21 protein-coding genes and 1 tRNA gene are annotated in these 17396 nt (G+C 40.2%); 9 read left to right on the top strand and 13 right to left on the bottom strand.

The window, feature by feature from the left end:
• Nucleotides 1–50 precede the first annotated feature (50 nt).
• The gene (locus tag NCWK1_RS26060) at nt 51–338 is read left to right on the top strand and encodes a hypothetical protein (protein ID WP_187308253.1); all 288 of its coding nucleotides are present in this window, start codon (nt 51–53) and stop codon (nt 336–338) included.
• 15 nt (nt 339–353) lie between these two features.
• Here the strand turns inward: NCWK1_RS26060 and NCWK1_RS26055 are convergent, their stop codons facing one another.
• From NCWK1_RS26055 to NCWK1_RS26025, 7 genes are all read right to left on the bottom strand, one after another.
• Nucleotides 354–992 carry a ThiF family adenylyltransferase gene (locus NCWK1_RS26055; protein WP_103126706.1) on the bottom strand — a complete coding sequence of 213 codons (639 nt, stop codon included), beginning with the start codon at nt 990–992 and terminating at the stop codon, nt 354–356.
• 2 nt (nt 993–994) lie between these two features.
• Nucleotides 995–1825, bottom strand: a complete 831-nt coding sequence (locus tag NCWK1_RS26050; protein ID WP_103126705.1) for a hypothetical protein — start codon at nt 1823–1825, stop codon at nt 995–997.
• A 462-nt stretch (nt 1826–2287) separates the two neighbouring features.
• Nucleotides 2288–3721, bottom strand: a complete 1434-nt coding sequence (locus tag NCWK1_RS26045) for a vWA domain-containing protein (RefSeq protein ID WP_103126704.1) — start codon at nt 3719–3721, stop codon at nt 2288–2290.
• A 187-nt stretch (nt 3722–3908) separates the two neighbouring features.
• Nucleotides 3909–4289, bottom strand: a complete 381-nt coding sequence (gene rplL, locus NCWK1_RS26040) for a 50S ribosomal protein L7/L12 (RefSeq protein ID WP_103126703.1) — start codon at nt 4287–4289, stop codon at nt 3909–3911.
• 81 nt (nt 4290–4370) lie between these two features.
• Nucleotides 4371–4441: transfer RNA gene (locus NCWK1_RS26035), tRNA-Leu, on the bottom strand.
• Nucleotides 4442–4474: 33 nt separating this feature from the next.
• On the bottom strand, nt 4475–5194 hold the full coding sequence (locus NCWK1_RS26030) for a hypothetical protein (RefSeq protein WP_103126702.1): 720 nt from the start codon (nt 5192–5194) through the stop codon (nt 4475–4477).
• A gap of 474 nt (nt 5195–5668) precedes the next feature.
• Nucleotides 5669–5869 (bottom strand): hypothetical protein, encoded by a 201-nt coding sequence (locus NCWK1_RS26025; RefSeq protein ID WP_103126701.1) that lies wholly within the window; start codon nt 5867–5869, stop codon nt 5669–5671.
• 91 nt (nt 5870–5960) lie between these two features.
• On the opposite strand from NCWK1_RS26025, the gene NCWK1_RS29295 reads away from it, so the two are divergent.
• From NCWK1_RS29295 to NCWK1_RS25995, 6 genes are all read left to right on the top strand, one after another.
• Nucleotides 5961–6164, top strand: coding sequence for a hypothetical protein (locus NCWK1_RS29295; RefSeq protein ID WP_148666405.1), 204 nt, complete (start codon nt 5961–5963; stop codon nt 6162–6164).
• Between the two features lie 132 nt (nt 6165–6296).
• Nucleotides 6297–6857, top strand: a complete 561-nt coding sequence (locus tag NCWK1_RS26015; RefSeq protein WP_103126700.1) for an HD domain-containing protein — start codon at nt 6297–6299, stop codon at nt 6855–6857.
• Nucleotides 6858–7038: 181 nt separating this feature from the next.
• On the top strand, nt 7039–7575 hold the full coding sequence (locus NCWK1_RS26010) for a methanogen output domain 1-containing protein (protein WP_103126699.1): 537 nt from the start codon (nt 7039–7041) through the stop codon (nt 7573–7575).
• A gap of 141 nt (nt 7576–7716) precedes the next feature.
• Nucleotides 7717–9057 (top strand): ATP-binding protein, encoded by a 1341-nt coding sequence (locus NCWK1_RS26005; protein ID WP_103126698.1) that lies wholly within the window; start codon nt 7717–7719, stop codon nt 9055–9057.
• A gap of 89 nt (nt 9058–9146) precedes the next feature.
• Nucleotides 9147–10502 (top strand): DUF697 domain-containing protein, encoded by a 1356-nt coding sequence (locus tag NCWK1_RS26000; RefSeq protein ID WP_103126697.1) that lies wholly within the window; start codon nt 9147–9149, stop codon nt 10500–10502.
• Nucleotides 10503–10833: 331 nt separating this feature from the next.
• Nucleotides 10834–11112, top strand: coding sequence for a Calvin cycle protein CP12 (locus tag NCWK1_RS25995; RefSeq protein WP_096577635.1), 279 nt, complete (start codon nt 10834–10836; stop codon nt 11110–11112).
• A gap of 173 nt (nt 11113–11285) precedes the next feature.
• On the opposite strand, the gene NCWK1_RS25990 is transcribed toward NCWK1_RS25995, so the two are convergent.
• From NCWK1_RS25990 to NCWK1_RS25965, 6 genes are all read right to left on the bottom strand, one after another.
• Nucleotides 11286–12104, bottom strand: coding sequence for a TlyA family RNA methyltransferase (locus NCWK1_RS25990; RefSeq protein ID WP_103126696.1), 819 nt, complete (start codon nt 12102–12104; stop codon nt 11286–11288).
• Between the two features lie 52 nt (nt 12105–12156).
• A complete protein-coding gene (locus NCWK1_RS25985; protein WP_096577631.1) occupies nt 12157–12603 on the bottom strand; it encodes a DUF29 family protein in 447 nt (148 codons plus the stop codon).
• Between the two features lie 271 nt (nt 12604–12874).
• Nucleotides 12875–13258, bottom strand: a complete 384-nt coding sequence (locus NCWK1_RS25980; RefSeq protein WP_103126695.1) for a hypothetical protein — start codon at nt 13256–13258, stop codon at nt 12875–12877.
• Nucleotides 13259–13426: 168 nt separating this feature from the next.
• Complete coding sequence (locus tag NCWK1_RS25975; RefSeq protein ID WP_103126694.1) at nt 13427–13705, bottom strand: hypothetical protein; 279 nt, start codon at nt 13703–13705, stop codon at nt 13427–13429.
• Nucleotides 13706–14442: 737 nt separating this feature from the next.
• Nucleotides 14443–14871: a type II toxin-antitoxin system VapC family toxin gene (locus NCWK1_RS25970; RefSeq protein WP_103126693.1), complete on the bottom strand. Its 429-nt coding sequence runs from the start codon at nt 14869–14871 to the stop codon at nt 14443–14445.
• 20 nt (nt 14872–14891) lie between these two features.
• Nucleotides 14892–15131, bottom strand: coding sequence for a hypothetical protein (locus tag NCWK1_RS25965; RefSeq protein ID WP_103126692.1), 240 nt, complete (start codon nt 15129–15131; stop codon nt 14892–14894).
• A gap of 281 nt (nt 15132–15412) precedes the next feature.
• Between NCWK1_RS25965 and NCWK1_RS25960 the strand changes: the two genes are divergently transcribed.
• Complete coding sequence (locus NCWK1_RS25960) at nt 15413–15850, top strand: hypothetical protein (protein ID WP_103126691.1); 438 nt, start codon at nt 15413–15415, stop codon at nt 15848–15850.
• A 144-nt stretch (nt 15851–15994) separates the two neighbouring features.
• Nucleotides 15995–17396 (top strand): tetratricopeptide repeat protein (locus tag NCWK1_RS25955; RefSeq protein WP_245894994.1); only part of this gene is annotated, 1402 nt, incomplete at its 3' end.

Below are 17396 nucleotides of genomic sequence, written 5' to 3'. Positions count from 1 at the left end.
GTAAATCGATGCTCTAATATGCGAGTAAATTGAGCATTGGAGCAAAGCAAATGAACGCCAAATTAATTACCTTCTCTGGCATTGTCACCGCATTTTTAGGCGCAGGTATAGGTTTTGTTGTGGCTCATTTACTTCCTTGCCCGTACACAAGTCCAATGTATAAAGATTTAGCTCAAAAATACGCCATTATTGGTGGAGTTGCGGGTTTATTGATTGGTTCTAGCCAGGAAATGATTCGAGAACTCAAACAAGAACGGGATGCAGAAGAAGACTTGTTTCAAGATTTGAACAAAGCCATTCGCTCAAATACGACAAACAAAATGACTGATGATGTGTAAACTGTTTGCTTGAGTTCACAAACATAGCGATTGAACAGTTAAATCTTTCAATGTAATTGTGAAATTACGCTGTTGTGCTGTAGCAATGAATGAAACGATCGCCTCACAAGTCACAGCCACAGTTAACATCACCAAGTTTCGCGCTAGTGGATAATCGCAAACATCATCATTCACATCGGAAGGAACGCGATAAACGTCATTCCAAATAATTTCTGCATAATCAGCAGCTAACCCAGCGTGAATACAAGGAATGCTAAATTGATCAGCATAATCTTTCACCGCTTGACGTGACACACTGTTGTCAAAAACATCAACAATTAGCTGATTATCTTTGAGTAATTGATTGGTATTTTCTGATGTCAATTCTTTAGTTTTGGCATCAACTTTAGTACCAACTGCACGGTATAAATTATTAGCCAAAATTTTCGCTTTGAATGCACCGACATCAGCACGGTAGTAAGGCTGAGTAGAAACGTTGCGTTCCTCAATGCGATCGCGATCAATCACTGTCAGTTTATCAAAACCAGACCGCGCCAAGTTCTCAGCAATGTTAGCTCCTAAAGCTCCCGCACCACAAATTGTTACAGGATAATTTTTCAACTTTGCCATAACAGCATTGCTGCGGTAAAGCTGTTCGTGGAAAAAAATACTCATTATTACTCCTGCTGTTCCATGACAGCTACTAAAGATTGCAAATCAAAATCGCGATCGCGTCCACTCAAGCAAATACCAGAACTAATTACAGTCAAATCAGTTTTAGCGATCGCGCTACTGTGACGCACACCATCAGCGGTTGTCCAATCAACTGTCCAGTAATCACCGCGATCGTGAAATTGGTTTAATTCACCACCACCCATCTGCAAAGCTTTTTTCAATCGCTTTTCATCTTGTTTGGTTTGATCAAAACCCTCAATCCGCTTAGTTGCTAATTCATACACAGTGCGAATTTCTGGAGTCAAATCCTTAAACTTCAATTCCTCCACGGGAATCAGTTGCTTCACAGCAGATTGCAGAGTTTCCACAATTATCGGATCTGTACGGCGATCGATATCTTCAAACCAGCACGATTGTCCATTCCAACGGGCGATAATTTGCTCAAATACTCCAGCCTCAGTTACTAAATGAACTGCGATCGGTTTTACCACCTGCAACCGTTGACGCACATCTACTTCATTCACCGGATATGCTAACCAAGTTTTTCCCTGTAATTGATGTGCTAACCGCAACCTAATTTGGGGAAAATGTTGCAAGTATTCTGCGATTTGGGGTAAGTCTGCTTCTTCCACAACCTTTGCTGTCTTCGTATCCATAGGCTGAAAAATACCCCAACCTTCAAATTTATTTGGCTTTGGTATGAAGGTGTAAACCATCCCCGTTACCTTTGTGCGAACTCGTCCACCTTTGACACAAGGCGCGAGAAATTGGGTAGTGTACAACTCAGATTCAGCGATCGCAATTTGATTAATTAGCTTACGGATATTAGTCATAATAAGCTCACGCAAAGTTGCAAAGAAGAATTTATCCGTTAATTGAGTAACATTAGAATTTATATAATTATTTCCCGCGTGCAAGTTTGTGGAGCATTGCGTTTTCTCTGTTACTAAAGGAACTCCGCTGGTGAGTTGTTACACACTCTTTCAAAGATGGCTACTTTTAAGCCTACTTTCCAGGTTCTTCGTACTCCCCTTTCACAAACGCCCACTGATTTGACAGTGTTACTTTTCCTCTCGTACTAGTATGTAGGCTCCAAAAGTCGGGTCACGCAAGAGATGAATTAAGGTTTTTAGCAAAGAGTAAACATTGATTTTTTGCGCCTTTACATCTACTCTTCGAGAAGCCGCTACCGCGTCTATGCGCGAAACAACACATATTCTACTAATCAGCAACACCAAAATTGCTTTAGGTTATCAGGTGCGTCAAGTATAAACATAACGCACCCATTTTCGATTCTACTTATCCTCACGCACAGGCAATGGCATATCTAAAATCTCCATTAGCAAGTCTAGGCGCGAGGGACGTGTTAGCAGTGGAACAAGATTAGGCAAGCTGTAGTAGTCGCCGGCAAAGGTGAAAGTTTCTACAGGTGCTTGCTGCTGCTTGAGTTGAGTTTCTACCCAGTTGTAATAAGTACCAAGACGAACAATCACAACATTAGGCATCACTGCAAACTCACGACAGTAAGTCTTATAGGCTTCACTGAAGTAAGGTGTCGCATTTTCACCTTCATCTGTTACCAGAATTATCTGGTCAACTACCTGCTTTTTCTTCCGCATTGCTTCCAATGCACAGCCGATACTAGTACCACCACCTGCATTGATGTGCTGAAAGGCACGCTCCCAATCTGTTAGCTCTTTGCCTTTAGCGGTGACAGGGTAGGGAATGGTATCGAAGGCGTAGACAAACAACTCTGCTTGCGTGATACCAGAGATCAGCGCAGCCAGTTGCTTACCAAGAGCGATCGCATTATCCATTGAACCAGATTTGTCAATCAGCAAAGCGGTTGGACGGGCAATTGTTCCGCGTCGTTTCACCTGCTCGTTAGTGACTTTTTCTAGTCGCGCAACGGTATCTGCGTCGAAGTCTGCGGTGTCTGCGGCAATCTGCGCCTTGAATGCAGCCACACGCCCACTTTTAGATGCTTCTTCCAGCTTAGAATCAATCAGCTTTTTGACTTCTGGATGATCCATTGCACCCCGCGCCTGGAGTGATTTGAGGTTATTGATCACTTCTTGGGGAGTCATGCTGTTGATTAACGCTACCAACACAACTGGTGTAAGTTGTTTGATTGCACCGATCGCAATAGTATAGGGAATCTTAAATTCCACAATCAACCTTGCTTGTTCTGCGGTACTTTTTGCCTTAGCCAGTTGCTTTAACACATTTGCTAAAGAACCCTCTGGCGGAGTATCGCGGAACAAAATCGCATTTGCGCGTTCGTTTGGCTTGATGTGCAGAGACGCATACAAATGCTTCATTGCTTTACGTCCTCGCAGTGCCGCGCGATCGAATAAAGCTGGATTGCTTTCTCGTGTCTTCAGGTAACGTCGCACCGCAGTCCGCGCTGAACGTGGCATTTTATTTTGCTGCTGCTTCATAAAATCTACTACACGAGCCACCTGATAAGGCGGAAACTCTTGCAGCATCATAAATCCAGCATCTCTGTGTTCAGTTAAATTGCTGGTTAGCAAATGAGCCACAAACACTTCCTTGTGGTCGCGGACATCACCATGACGCTGATACCAAACTGCCAAATGTCCGTAAAATATAGGGTCAAGTTCAACAATTAACTGATGAATTTCTGCGACTTGCTCAAGTTTGCGGTGAGGTGTTGTTAGCAAACTGTTGAGCATTTCTAAACGCAAGTCGCGTTCTGTAGTATTCATAATACCTCCTCAAAAAATTTTAGATTTTGGATTTTAGATTGCAATCTAAAATCTCAAAATTGCAGGAGGCAGATGTTGCACGCGGGGTGATATTGTCACCGCGCAAGTTTTAGAAGCATTTTTGTAACTGATTTAGAGTTATGTAAGCTTCTGCGATCGGGGCGCGGCAACAACTGCCGATATTATGTTATTTGAGAGAAACAACAGCACCAGTTTCCTCTAACTGCTGTTTGAGAGCTTCAGCTGCTTCTTGATCCAATCCCGACTGCACCACTTGAGGAAGGGAATCTACAAAATCTTTTGCTTCTTTGAGTCCCATTCCAGTTAGCGTACGGATGACCTTGAGTAAGGTAATCTTTTTTTCCGCCGGAACCGATACCAATAAAACATCAAATTCGGTCTGAATTTGCGGTTGAATTTCATCTTCATCTCGTTTACCAATCCGAACTAATTTCGGTGTGGAACTATCAACATTGAAGGTTGCTTCAATCTGCTTGACTAATTGAGTAGTTTCGTTGGTAGTGAGAGACTTGAGTTGTTCTAAAATTTCTAAAGTTTTTACAGACATGGCAACCTCCAATGAGTTGAATTTAACTCATAGTTGATGATGAATAAAATCACTTCATGTAAGTCGAAAAAGCTGTTGATTCATACACAGGGTTTGAACCTGTAAACTCTTGCTTTTAAGTCAAGTGCCTATTCCAATTTGGCTAGTATGTAGGCTTTTGCGGTTAGGACACGAAGTGAATAATTTTAATTTTGAGAAAGTTGTTTTAAAATCCATCGGAGTTGTTTTTTATTACACTGTTGTTTTTTCACAGCGTAAACTCCACCGGCTGAACAATACTCATTAAGTACACCTTTAAAAATATCCTTTGTATAATCTTTTGGGTCAGGAGGAAAATCTTCAAAAGTAATGAGATACCAAATATCGTCTATTTTTTGGTATTGATGATAATTATCAATGGTAATAACATCATTATTTGTTGGGAAACTCCACTTATGAGCTACTCGCCTTGCTACACAAAGAATCCCAGTTTCTGGATGAACATAGAAGCAATTGCGGTCAATGCCATCTAATTTAATTCCATACCACCGATAAGACTTCCCATACAAGACATCATCAATTATTTCTACGTGGCGTTCAACGAAATCCCACAAATGACCAATAACGTGTTGTCCTGTCATTGTGTTAGTCTTTAAACGTTGACAGAGTTTGCTATAAACATCATCCCAAGGTTGTCCAACATTCGAGCGCAAAAACCGACGCAACGGGCCAAGCTGATCTGAAGAATGCTTTGTTCTATGTCTGCGGTTAGTTTTAATTATGTAGGGATTGAAGAACCCATATTCAGTTGCTTCTTGGGTGAGTTTATACAGTTGCTTTTTAGAGCCTGTCTGCTTTTTTAGACTAATTCTTCTGCCATAACGAGGACGTTCAATCACGACTTCGCTCAAACGATGTTCGCTCATAACTTATGTTATTGAAAAATGGTTTTACTGATGAGGTTGTGTGGCTACATAAGTTATGGGACATCATTGAAATCACCTCTCTATGATTGAATTAATGTTTTAGTTAAATACAATTTCAATTATTGGAATTCCGCACAAGTTAGCAAAGCTATTTCACAGTCGCCTTTACCAATTAGGCTACGCTCCCATTAGTGGAAGCGACAGGAATTGAACCTGTATATCCATTGCTGGATGGTGTGTAGGCTTTACAAGTTAGGGCGCGGAATAAAGTTTTAAATAAATCCGTGTAAGTTCAAAAAGCTTTTTACAACTACGGCCGTTCTTACCAAATATTGGCAGTGGACACGCACGCTAAATCTGCGAGAGATTTAAAAATCATGCTTCGCTTGTTCGATCGCTCGAATTTTACTACCTTAGAGCCGTTATCAATGTGTATGTATGCTTGATGTGTCAGGACACGGAAGATTAGGGTCTTCAACCGTACACAGCTTCAGGACGGATAATCAAATCACCACTAGAGCGGCGATCTACAATGTATGCAGAAAGGCGATCGCTATTGACATCTAAATGTCGCGCTACCTGTTCTTTGACTGCTACATCATTCATCTGTGCAACAATTCCTAGTTGTCTTTCTGCAACATCAACAGAACGTCCTTCAAATCGAATATGAACCATGACAATCACCTCTTGTTTAATGACAAATTATTTAATGGATCTGATCGGAATTGAACCGATACCCTCCCTGTGAGAGTTGCACTCACTCCTCATGCAAGTTGAAAAAGCTGTGGTAACACACGCAGGAATCGCACCTGCAACTAATCGTTCTCAAGACGAGCGCTCTACTATTGAGCTAGTATGTAAGCTTTTTCGGTTAGGACACAAGTGGAATCCGGGAACTCTACCGTTAGAGCTACAGACCCATGTTTTGATGATTTGGAACTGGGTTGTTATCTTTATACTACAAATGTAGTATGTAATGTGTGTAATGTCAAGAGGGTAGTTGAATTAAAATTATGCCGTCTTATCTGTTCCCTGTTCTCTTTGTAAAAAGTCTGGTATCTGAGCTTTGAAGTGATTACATATTAGATTGATAATTTTTGATATGAATACCCAAAACTGGTCACAAGAAAGTTATATTAAAGCGTATAAATTCGCGGCGATCGCTCATCAAGATCAGAAGATGCCAGGTTCAGAATTGCCTTATATTATGCACCTGAGTTTTGTGAGTATGGAAATTATTGCAGCTTTGAACGTGGAAAAAGTGGCTGATGGTGATTTGGCAATTCAATGTGCAGTTTTGCATGACACCATCGAAGACACCGATACAACTTTTGAACAAATTAAAGCTGAGTTTGGTGAAGCAGTCGCCCAAGGTATACTTGCATTAACTAAAGATAATAATCTGGTAAAACATCTTCAAATGGCGGATAGTTTAAGGCGGATAAAACAACAGCCGCCAGAAGTCTGGATGGTAAAGTTGGCAGATAGAATCACTAACCTCCAAGCACCGCCACATTACTGGAATCAAGAAAAAATTGCCAAATACCGAGAAGAAGCTATGCAGATATACACAGCTTTGAAAGATGCAAGTCCATTTTTGGCTGCACGGTTGGCTAGTAAAATTGAAGGCTACAAGGCATTTATCAATTCAGAGGATGTTTAAACCAGTTGAAATCAGGTAAATTATGCACTGTTGATGTGAGTTTTCTAACTAGTAAGGGAAGACTACTATTAGTTGGGTGTCAATAGAACTAAAGGAAGGGATTTTGATATTTCATTAATTTTCCTTTAACACATTCCTATTGAAGATTCTTCACTTTAGATATCCAGGGGAAAACTCCATTATGATTCAAACATCTTTACTCGACGACGAGATAAAATCATTAGAATTACCGATAGAACGTGATCAGTTTCTGCGGACTATCATTCGAGAATTAGCTGGAACTTTACAAGATGTGGTTGGTATTGAAGAAGCAGCAGGATTTTTGAATGTAGTTGGCTATCGAACTGGTCAGCACGTCAACCAGATATATCATAACGGATTGCAACTATCTAATCTCTCCCGTGAGCAGGTAACAGCAGTTCTTGTCGATTGGAAACGCCGGATTCAAGGCGACTTTTATGTAATTGAAGAAAGTGATGAGAAAATAGTTTTAGGCAATCGCAGATGTCCCTTTGCAGAACAGGTAGAAGGGCGCGAAGCTATGTGTGTGATGACATCGAATATATTTGGTGCGATCGCAGCGGATAATCTCGGTTATGCAAGAGTCGAGTTAAAAGACACAATCGCTAGAGGTGCAAAGGAATGCACAGTGATTATTCATCTCAAACCGAGTGAAGAAGTAGAGGATTTTGCTGGACAAGAATACTTTAAAGTTTAGTAGCAGCGTTAAGCTTATAACCCTGTGGCTGTAATATGTTCCGGTTGAAGTTGATTCCCTCAAAGATAGCGGAGTCTTTTCACTTTTACTCTGTTAGTGTTCCGTGCAACAGCAAAGATACTGCTGCTATACCTCAAGATCATGACACCTGATCAATTTTTAACCTTTGCCCAGGTTTTGCCAGAACCTATGCTGCTGATAACTAGCACAGGTGAAATTTTGGCAGTCAATCAAGGTGCAACTAAATTGTTTAATAAACTTAGTAAAGCACTGATTGGTCAGTATTTGAGTGAGTTTGTCACTGATTCGCCAGAGAAGGTAGCTGATTATCTGAAAGCTTGCGCCCAAAGTCGTCAAATGATTTTGGGCGCTTTTACTATTCACCAAGCCCAAGAAGAGGGGATTGCTTGTCGTAGTCAAGGGGGGGTAGTTCAACCGCGATCGCCTCAAAGCCCCGCAATTATTTTACTACGGTTAGACAAGCGCAAGAAAAATGAATTTGTTGTGCTGAACCAAAAAATTCATGCACTAAGTAAGGAAATTCAACAGCGCCAACGCATTCAGGTTGAACTAGCACAATCGAATGAAACCTTAAAATACACTCTGATCAAACTGCAAAATGCTCTGGAGGCTGTGCAAACAGAAAAAATGTCTGGGTTAGGACAGTTAGTTGCGGGAATTGCCCATGAAATTAATAATCCTATTAGCTTTATTCATGGAAATCTTGCTTATGCCAGTGAATACTATGATGATTTACTCAAACTAATTCACCTCTATCAACAAGAGTATCCCCAGCCAACACCGAAGATTGAGCAAGCAATTGGCAACATAGAGCTTGATTTTCTGCAAGAAGATATCCAAAAATTACTCCAGTCTATGCAGATGGGTTCTCAGCGGATTGCTGAGATTGTCAAATCTTTGCGAAACTTTTCTCGATTAGACGAAGCAAAATTCAAGTTAGTTAAAATTCATGAGGGTTTAGAGGCGACATTGATGATTTTACAAAGTCGCCTCAAACCTAGCGCTGAGTATTGTGGCATTGAAGTGATTAAGGAATATGATGAATTGCCATTGATTTATTGTTCTCCTGGGCAACTCAATCAAGTATTTATGAATATTTTAAATAATGCGATTGATGCTTTAGAAGAAGCGGAAAAATTGCGATCGCTGGCAGCGTCACCAGAATTAAAGCAAAATTATCCTAGTCGCATCTGGATTTGTACTGAGAAACTCAACGATTGTTACATTGCCATTCGCATTAAGGATAACGGTAACGGTATACCCTCCCAGATTCATCATCAAATATTTAATCCTTTTTTTACTACTAAACCCGTCGGTCAAGGCACAGGATTAGGATTATCGATTAGTTACCAAATTATTGAGAGTCATAATGGTCGAATTAATATGATATCTGATCCATCCTGGGGAACTGAATTCAGCATTGAATTGCCGATTGTGGAAGAATCAGATCTAGAGTATTAAGCAACAACACAGACAGGTTATAAATTAACGCAGAATAGAGATATGGCTATAGTTCTTATAACCTATTGTTTGTTTTACCTTAAATCCCCGTGCGTAATCGTAACCTGGAAGAAACTCATTTAAACCGCGCCCGTGCTAGTCTCCGACAAGCGTTATCTTGGTATGGATATCTTCGCAAGTCAGGACAGTTATCATTTAACCCAGAATTGGCGGGTTTGGTAAAGCCGGAATTAGAGGTTTTGAATGCCACACTCAGTAAACTAGATTCTAATTTAATTAAAATAGCTGTCTTTGGTTTGGTGAGTCGGGGAAAATCGGCAGTGTTGAATGCTTTGCTGGGAGAGAAGATTTTGCAAACAGGGCCGTTAAATGGGGTGACTCAATGGCCGCGTTCTGTGAGATGGCAACCAGCGGGAGGCAAGATAATTGTAGAGTTAATTGATACTCCGGGGTTAGATGAAATTGCTGGGGAGTCACGGGCGCAAATGGCGCGAGATGTGGCGCGTCAGGCAGATTTGATTTTATTTGTTGTGTCTGGTGATATTACGCGGACTGAATATCAAGCATTGCTAGATTTACGTCAGGCGCAAAAACCGCTGATTTTGGTATTTAACAAAATCGACCTTTACCCAGATACAGATAGAGGCGCAATTTATCAAAATTTACAACAACTTGGTGCAGGACATCCCCAAGGTAAGCCTTTGTTACCCGATGAAATTGTGATGGTGGCGGCGGAACCTGCACCACTGGAAGTGCGGGTGGAATGGCCGGATGGGCGTGTAAGTTATGAATGGGAAACGCCACCACCGCAAATTGAAGAACTTCAGGAAACTCTGTTGAAGATTCTTAATCGTGAAGGCCGATCGCTTTTGGCTTTAAATGCACTACTACAAGCACGGGAAGCAGAAGCGGCGATCGCCCAAAAAACTCTTGATTTACGCGAACAAGAAGCAGAAGCAATTATCTGGCAATTTACTAAATATAAAGCTTTAGCTGTAGCGCTCAACCCGATTGCTGTTTTAGATGTGCTTGGGGGAACTTTTGCCGATTTAGCTTTAATTCGGGCTTTGGCGCGGTTGTATGGTTTACCAATGACTAGCTATGAGGCGGGGAAAATTTTTAAAACTATTTTAATGAGTTCTGGCGGTTTATTAATTGGAGAATTAGGCAGTAGTTTTGTATTAGGATTAGGTAAAAGTACCGCAGCGATCGCTAGTGGTGATAACCCAGCTAATATTACTGGCTTTGCTGGTAGTGCGATCGCCCAAGCGGGAATTGCTGGTTATGGTGCTTATGCTGTTGGCAAAGCTGCTCAAGTTTATCTTGCAAAAGGCTGCACTTGGGGAGAATTAGGCGCTAGTACTGTGATTCAAGAAATTCTCTCGCAGGTTGACCAAAATACAATTCTGTATCGTTTGCAACAAGAATTAGGCTTGAAATATTGAGAATTTCAAAGAATTATTTCCCTAATTATTACTGTTTATCAGCCTTTATCAACTTGTATCAAATTCTGCTGATAATTGCCCTAGATGCCTAATTTACAATGCACTATAAAAGTGTAGAGATGGAACTTGCTATTTCAGGTTTCATTATTTCTTGGTCATAGCTTTTTGCATCAAAAATGACAAGGTGGATTTCCCAATTAATTTAGTTTATTAAAAGAGGGTATTCACCACAGCAATATTTTTTTAGCTTATCTAAACTGAAAGTATTGGCTTGTGAATTTCACAGCAGCACACATCTCTCTCTATCTCAGTAAACAAAGGTAGATTTATCATGACAGCAACTTACGACAGATTCGACACTGCAAACCAATCTGAGCAAAATGGTAGCAAAACCATTGAACAAGCAATTTTTGAAGCGATCGCAGAAGCTCGCTCCACTTGTGAAGTAACCGGGGATGGATCTCCTAACTGTGCTGTAGCTTGGGATATTGTCGAAGAATTACAAGCTGAAAAATCTCATCAACAGCAAGCACAACACCGCAAAACCTCTCTAGAATCATTCTGCGACAGACACCCAGAAGCTTTAGAGTGTCTGATTTACGATGTTTAACAGTAAACAGTGAACAAAGTAGTTCAACATAATTAATTACACAATGTCATTGCGAATGGAGCGAAGCGAAATAAAGCAATCGCAAGGGTTAGGATTGCTTCGCTTTGCTCGCAATGACTGTAATTAATTTTGCGTGGTTACTTATCAGTTATCAATAAATACTGATAACTGGTTTAATTCTCGCGTAAATCAGCCATTGCTGATTTCGTCAATTGTTTAATTACATCTAAATTTGGTGGTGGTGTTTCACTTTCCATCCCTAACCATAAAAGATATTCTACATTCCCGGCCGGGCCTGTAATTGGCGACCAAGTTAAGCCTTTGTATTTCCAGCCTAATTGATCAGCGGTTTGTAATACTTGAAAAATAGCATCAGCTTGGTCGTCAGGATCGCGCACAACACCTTTTTTGCCAACACGAGATTTTCCCACTTCAAATTGTGGCTTGACTAGCAACACTGCTTCACGGGGAGCTTGAGTTAATTGCCACAATGCAGGCAAAATCTTGGTTAAGGAAATAAACGATACATCCACCACCGCCAAATCGGGAATGCGATCGCCTTCACCATATAATTGTTGGGGTTGTAGTTGTCGTAGATTTGTCCGTTCTCGCAAAATCACCCGCGCATCATTTCGCAACCGCCAATCAACTTGGCCGTAACCAACATCAATACCATAAACTAAACTGGCTCCTGCTTGGAGTAAACAATCGGTAAAGCCACCTGTAGAAATTCCACCGTCTATACAAACCCGTTCAGCGGTAGGAATGGCGAATTCTTCTAAAGCTTTTGCTAGTTTTTCGCCGCCACGGGAAACAAACCGCGATCGCTCTTTAACTTTGATTTGCGCCGCAATATCTACTTCTGTCCCAGGCTTATCAACTATCTGCTGATTAACAGTCACTTCTCCTGCTTGAATTAGTCTTTGTGCTAAAGCGCGAGAAGTACATAAATTTAATTCTACTAATAATGTATCGAGCCTTTGTTTAACCAATTAATATTAGTTCTCCTTTATTAAAAATCGAGTAGTTCAGATACCCGACTTCTCAAAGAAGTCGGGTATCTTGTTCTCCTGATAATATTAAGTCTAAAGCACGGTTAATAATTTCTTCGCTGTTAACTAGCTTTTCTAATTCTTCTGGTTCATAACGACCTTCTTCTACTTCTAAAGAAGCTTGATCAATGGCATTTAAATAAGCTTCTGCTAAAGTTTCTCTGAGTTCTTCTGGCGTGAGATAATAACCTCCTGCTTTACGGCGCTTATTTTCTCGTTGAATTTCTCGAACTGAATTCCGAATGGAGACATCCCAAGAACGAGTCGTGCGATTTTCAGCTTGTTGTTTAATTAGATGTAACAACAAAATTACTGCATAGCTACGAATCGTTTTGATGATGTCATTGCGGCTCATTTCTGCTAATTCTTCTACAATAATTAATGCTCCTGGGATATTACCTTGAAGCAGCAATTCTTTCAGAGTTAATAATTCTTCCATAATTAGCGCCTCATACCATTTTGCATTTTAGTACAAAAATAATAAGGTGCGTTAAGAGGTTGTTTTAAAAGTCATAAAAGATACTAAAAACCCCTCTCCAAACCTCTCCCCGACGCGGAGAGAGGCTTTAAAACCCCCATTCCCTACAAGGGAATGGGGCTGGGGGGTTAGGTTTTTAAGATTTTGATGTTCACAATAATACTTTCTCAACATCCTCTAAGAGTGTATTCCTAACGCACCGAAAATCTTGGATAGTGTAGGGTTATGTATTTTAAACTTTATTAGATATCTCTTCTGTGCTTCCTTTCAAGCGAGTGATTGAACTTTTGCGGATGCGATCGCTTTTGCGAACACCACCAGCCATCTCATATTCAGTGCTGTCGTTACCATATTTAAAAGCAACTCCAATTAGCATTTTTTCATTAAGAGCGCCTAATTTTTTTTCTAACTCTTTCATTGCCATTTTGGAAGAGTCAATCACAGCTAGAGCAGTATTATAAGCATCAATTTTGCTACGATACTGCTCAATTAGTTGTGTCATATTTTGCAAATTGCGCTCGTCCCCAAAATCCATATTTGGATCAATTGCTTTCAATCCAGAGGCTCTTAATTCAGCTTTTTCTAAAACGCGGGGTGTACGTTTTTTCAGAGACATAACTATTCTCCTAATAATACTTCTAGAGTTAGTTTGTCTTAAACTAACTGCATTCCGCGTCAGCAAAATTCACAAACATTAATATTTGTTATCTGATTTTTTTAGGTAAAAACTGGTGTTTTTGCTTAAATTTAAAAGACGTTGCATTGCAACGTCTCTACATTTTGCTTATTGCATCAAAATTGACCTAGTTAAAATACTCATCACTTCGGCTGGATTGGCGGTTGGGAGCAGTGGACTCCAATCCCCAACACTGGCGTAGCCAATTACTTGCAAATAGTGAATTGTACTGGTGACGGCTTTGGGTGAACCAATTAATAAATGTTTGATTGGTTCTCGGTGGGGAAATGGCTGTTGAGAAATTTGATTAAGGATGGAGGAATTGCTATCTTCGCCTAAGAACTGCGCTAATTTTGATTGGGCGGATTTTGGTAATTGTGCCATCATGATATTTATACTCCGTTGTTGGGGTTTGTATAAAGGCGATCGCTTTCTTCTTCGCGGGATTGGGCGATCGCTTTTATCATGTCTTTCAATATAATGTATAATTTTATACTTGTCAATTACTAAAACAAAGATTTTTGTTAACAATTTGCCAGTTTTTACAGAGACAAATTATGTTGCATCAGAGTAATTTTAGTAAGACTACTTAACAGAATTACTCCAATTGTGAACAGTTATTTAATTTAGATAAAATTGATAATTTAGCTAAGTGCAATTACTAAGTGAATATAGGATTTTGTATTGATTACTAACGACAAGGTTTCGTGTAGTGACGACAAGGTTCTGATTACTAACGACAGAGTTCTGTGTAGTGACGACAAGGTTCTGATTACTAACGACAGGGTTCTGTGTAGTGACGACAGAGTTCTGATTACTAACGACAGAGTTCTGTGTAGTGACGACAGGGTTCTGATTACTAACGACACAAGATGTAGATGTAGGTTAGATGTATAACGATGTGAAACCCAACATTTCCGAATTTTTATTAGAGGATATCTCAGAAGTATTCCTGCTAACATCTAAGTTTTAAAAACCTAGCCTCTTCCCTACAAGGGAATGGGGGTTTCAAAGCCTCTCTCCGTTTCGGGGAGAGGTTTGGAGAGGGGTTATTAGTATAATTTTCGACTTTTCAGATATCCTCTTAAGCTGAGTGAAGTAGAGCGCAGTCTACTCTTCTATGATTATTCAACTAAATTAACCCAAGGCAAAACAGAATGAACCTGATTAAATAAACGTTTATCACCTGTGTAAAAATTTGCCTGAAATCTTTGTGCTAATGCTAAATAATGAGCATCATAAGTTGCGGAGAGGTTGAGTTGTTGTGCAATTTCCCAAGCCTGTTGATGAAGTTGCTGATCACCGTAAAATTGAATAGATAAATTTAAAACATTATGGAGACATTCTTGAGCTTCTGTCTCCAATAATTGTTTTGCCAGTTGCATTCGATGAAAAACATTTGTGACTTCGTAGCATAAAAGAGTTGGAGCAATAATCTGAGCTTGGTTCTGCTCCCAGTTATCCCATAAAATCAAGTATGGCGATGTTTTTGAGGTTGAAGTAACTAACTTAACTAAAAAATTAGCATCTACACAAATAAATATTGCAGTCATGATTGTTTTTGACTGGGTAACTAATCTGCTAACAATTGTTGATCTCGTTCTTCTCGCATTTGATGAATTATTTGGTCAATATCTGGCTCAAAGGGTTGACTATTGTATCTTTGTTGAATAGCTTGAGCATTAGTTAAAATTTTGGTTCGTACCTCTTGCCAATTAGATTTATGTGCTAATTTTTGCTTTAATAGTTCTTGTTCTTCAACAGATAAAGCTTTGATGGCATTAACTAAAGATTCAACAAGCTGAATGTTCATAAATTTATTTATTACACTAATTAGGCAAGCATTATGCTGATAGTTAACTAAACTAGCATATATAGCAATTTTATTAGATTTGGAAAAATCGGTGCGCTTTAGATCCCCGACTTCTTTGAGAAGTCGGGGATCTGTTTATTCACAAGCAATTGAGGAAGAAATTAGCCATAACGTACTGCTTTTGATAGTCAAAATCTAAATTATTTAAGTTAAATTGCGTAATTTGAGGCTAAAGTCGTGTGTTACTAAATAAGTAGGATGCACCTAAATTAAAGTAGCACATGGAACCTTTAACTACTGCGGCGATCGCACTTGGCTCTGTAGTCGCCACCAAAGCGTTAGAAAGAACTGGTGAGATAGTTGGCGAAACTCTGTGGAATAAAACTGGCGATTTGCTTGTCAAGCTGAGAAAACACTCGCCGGATGTTGTCGCCGCGATTGAAAAAGCACCAGAACAAGCACTCGATTATGGCAAAGCTGTAATTGAAGTAGAAGCTGCGGCTAAGGTTAATCCTGAAATCGCGCAAGCTGTACAAGAAGTGGCGACAGCAGCACAAGCAGAAACGAATCAGAACTTTATTCAATTAATACAGGAAATCGCCGACACGCTCAAATCTCAGTCACAACAGCCGATTTTTAACAACAATCAAAAGTTCGCAGATGAAATCAAGAACTTTTTTCAAGGTAATACATTTAACGCCCCAGTCACTTTTAATTGACTAAACTCGTCCGATGGGAAACGGACAAAGTTAACTCCCACAAAACATATACCACGCGGTTCTGTTCACTTTGTCGGGCGAGAAACAGAACTGACACAAGCACATGAAGACTTACAGCGTGGTAACTATGTCGCAATATCAGGGATGGGAGGCGTAGGTAAAACAGAATTTGCCACCCAATACGCTAAACAATATCAAAATAATTATGGCGGAATAACTTGGTTTAATGACCGAGCCAGTAATCTCGCGGCGGAAGTTTTGAGTTTTTTTGTTCAACTTGGTTTTGAGATTCCCCAAGAACAAGGCGGAAGACTGTTAACTTTACAAGAACAAGTCGCTTGGTGTTGGTTGCAATATCCCCAAGCTGAGTTACCTATATTAATAGTTTTTGATGATGTCACCAGCTTAGACAACCTGCGCGAAGTTGTTCCCAGCGATAACCGTTTTCGTGTTTTAGTGACAACTCGCCTGCGAAATTTAGATCCAAACTTTATTCAAGAAATTCCCTTAGATGTTCTCTCGCCAGAAAAAGCATTAGAACTGTTAAAAAAATTGCTGGGGAAAGACAAGCGAGTAGACAACCAACCAGAAGCCGCAGACGCAATATGTGAATGTCTAGAATATTTGCCTTTGGGGATAGAGTTAGTTGGTGCTTATTTAGCAGAAGACCCAAATTTAAATCTATATATAATGTTGGAGCGACTGCAACAACGCAAGTTAGACGAGGAAGCTTTACAAAATAGGAAAACTCTTAACAAAGAAGAACTGGGAGTGAAAGCCGCCTTTTCTTTAACTTGGGAAGAACTCAACCGTTACCCTTTGACGCAACAACTAGGCAAATTTTTAAGTTTATTTGCGCCCCAGTCAATTTTATGGGATTTTGTGGTGTGGGTAGCGACTGGTGGAGATGATGAAGATGATCCCTCTCCAAACCTCTCCCCCCGTGGGGGAGAGGCTTTGATTCCCCCATTCCCTCGCAGGGAAGGGGGGCTAGGGGGGTTAGGTTTACCAGATGAAATCAACGAAGCCAAAAAACAACTCTACAAACGTCACTTGCTGCAACAAGTAGAAGACAGCCAAGGATATTATAAAATTCATGCCTTAGTGCGGTGGTTTTTGCAAGAACAGTTAGCAAACGCTGGTGAGATGAAGTCAGTTTTAGAAACTACCTTCGCTTCTGCAATGATAACCGTTGCTCAAAGCCTTCCCCAGTCAGCAACATCTAAAGATATCGAACGTGTTAAAGATGTTATTCCCCACATTGAAGACTTGGGAGAACGGATAATTGCAGAAGTAAACGAAGCAAGAGAACAACAGATAAATTTCTCCGCATCAGTACCTAATGATGAAGTAGCTTGGGTATTTGAGGGAGTAGCAAGATTTTATGAGGGACAAGGACTATATCAATTAGCCGAACCTTGGAGTCAAGAATGCGTTAATGTTTGCCAAGCTTTATTCACAGGTGATCATCCCAACATCGCAGATAGCTTGAACAATTTAGCTATACTCTTCTTTAGCCAAGGACGATACAGCCAAGCCGAACCTC

The sequence above is a fragment of the Nostoc cycadae WK-1 genome (assembly GCF_002897135.1).
Lineage (GTDB): Bacteria > Cyanobacteriota > Cyanobacteriia > Cyanobacteriales > Nostocaceae > Nostoc_B.
Note: the sequence above shows the minus strand (reverse complement) of the source record. Positions and strands in the feature narration are given on the sequence as shown.

Coding starts and splice junctions, on each gene's coding strand:
- NCWK1_RS26060 (WP_187308253.1), top strand. CDS start 51: ATGAACGCCAAATTAATTACCTTCTCTGGCATTGTCACCGCATTTTTA.
- NCWK1_RS26055 (WP_103126706.1), bottom strand. CDS start 992: ATGAGTATTTTTTTCCACGAACAGCTTTACCGCAGCAATGCTGTTATG.
- NCWK1_RS26050 (WP_103126705.1), bottom strand. CDS start 1,825: ATGACTAATATCCGTAAGCTAATTAATCAAATTGCGATCGCTGAATCT.
- NCWK1_RS26045 (WP_103126704.1), bottom strand. CDS start 3,721: ATGAATACTACAGAACGCGACTTGCGTTTAGAAATGCTCAACAGTTTG.
- rplL (WP_103126703.1), bottom strand. CDS start 4,289: ATGTCTGTAAAAACTTTAGAAATTTTAGAACAACTCAAGTCTCTCACT.
- NCWK1_RS26030 (WP_103126702.1), bottom strand. CDS start 5,194: ATGAGCGAACATCGTTTGAGCGAAGTCGTGATTGAACGTCCTCGTTAT.
- NCWK1_RS26025 (WP_103126701.1), bottom strand. CDS start 5,869: ATGGTTCATATTCGATTTGAAGGACGTTCTGTTGATGTTGCAGAAAGA.
- NCWK1_RS29295 (WP_148666405.1), top strand. CDS start 5,961: ATGCAAGTTGAAAAAGCTGTGGTAACACACGCAGGAATCGCACCTGCA.
- NCWK1_RS26015 (WP_103126700.1), top strand. CDS start 6,297: ATGAATACCCAAAACTGGTCACAAGAAAGTTATATTAAAGCGTATAAA.
- NCWK1_RS26010 (WP_103126699.1), top strand. CDS start 7,039: ATGATTCAAACATCTTTACTCGACGACGAGATAAAATCATTAGAATTA.
- NCWK1_RS26005 (WP_103126698.1), top strand. CDS start 7,717: ATGACACCTGATCAATTTTTAACCTTTGCCCAGGTTTTGCCAGAACCT.
- NCWK1_RS25995 (WP_096577635.1), top strand. CDS start 10,834: ATGACAGCAACTTACGACAGATTCGACACTGCAAACCAATCTGAGCAA.
- NCWK1_RS25985 (WP_096577631.1), bottom strand. CDS start 12,603: ATGGAAGAATTATTAACTCTGAAAGAATTGCTGCTTCAAGGTAATATC.
- NCWK1_RS25980 (WP_103126695.1), bottom strand. CDS start 13,258: ATGTCTCTGAAAAAACGTACACCCCGCGTTTTAGAAAAAGCTGAATTA.
- NCWK1_RS25975 (WP_103126694.1), bottom strand. CDS start 13,705: ATGATGGCACAATTACCAAAATCCGCCCAATCAAAATTAGCGCAGTTC.
- NCWK1_RS25970 (WP_103126693.1), bottom strand. CDS start 14,871: ATGACTGCAATATTTATTTGTGTAGATGCTAATTTTTTAGTTAAGTTA.
- NCWK1_RS25965 (WP_103126692.1), bottom strand. CDS start 15,131: ATGAACATTCAGCTTGTTGAATCTTTAGTTAATGCCATCAAAGCTTTA.
- NCWK1_RS25960 (WP_103126691.1), top strand. CDS start 15,413: ATGGAACCTTTAACTACTGCGGCGATCGCACTTGGCTCTGTAGTCGCC.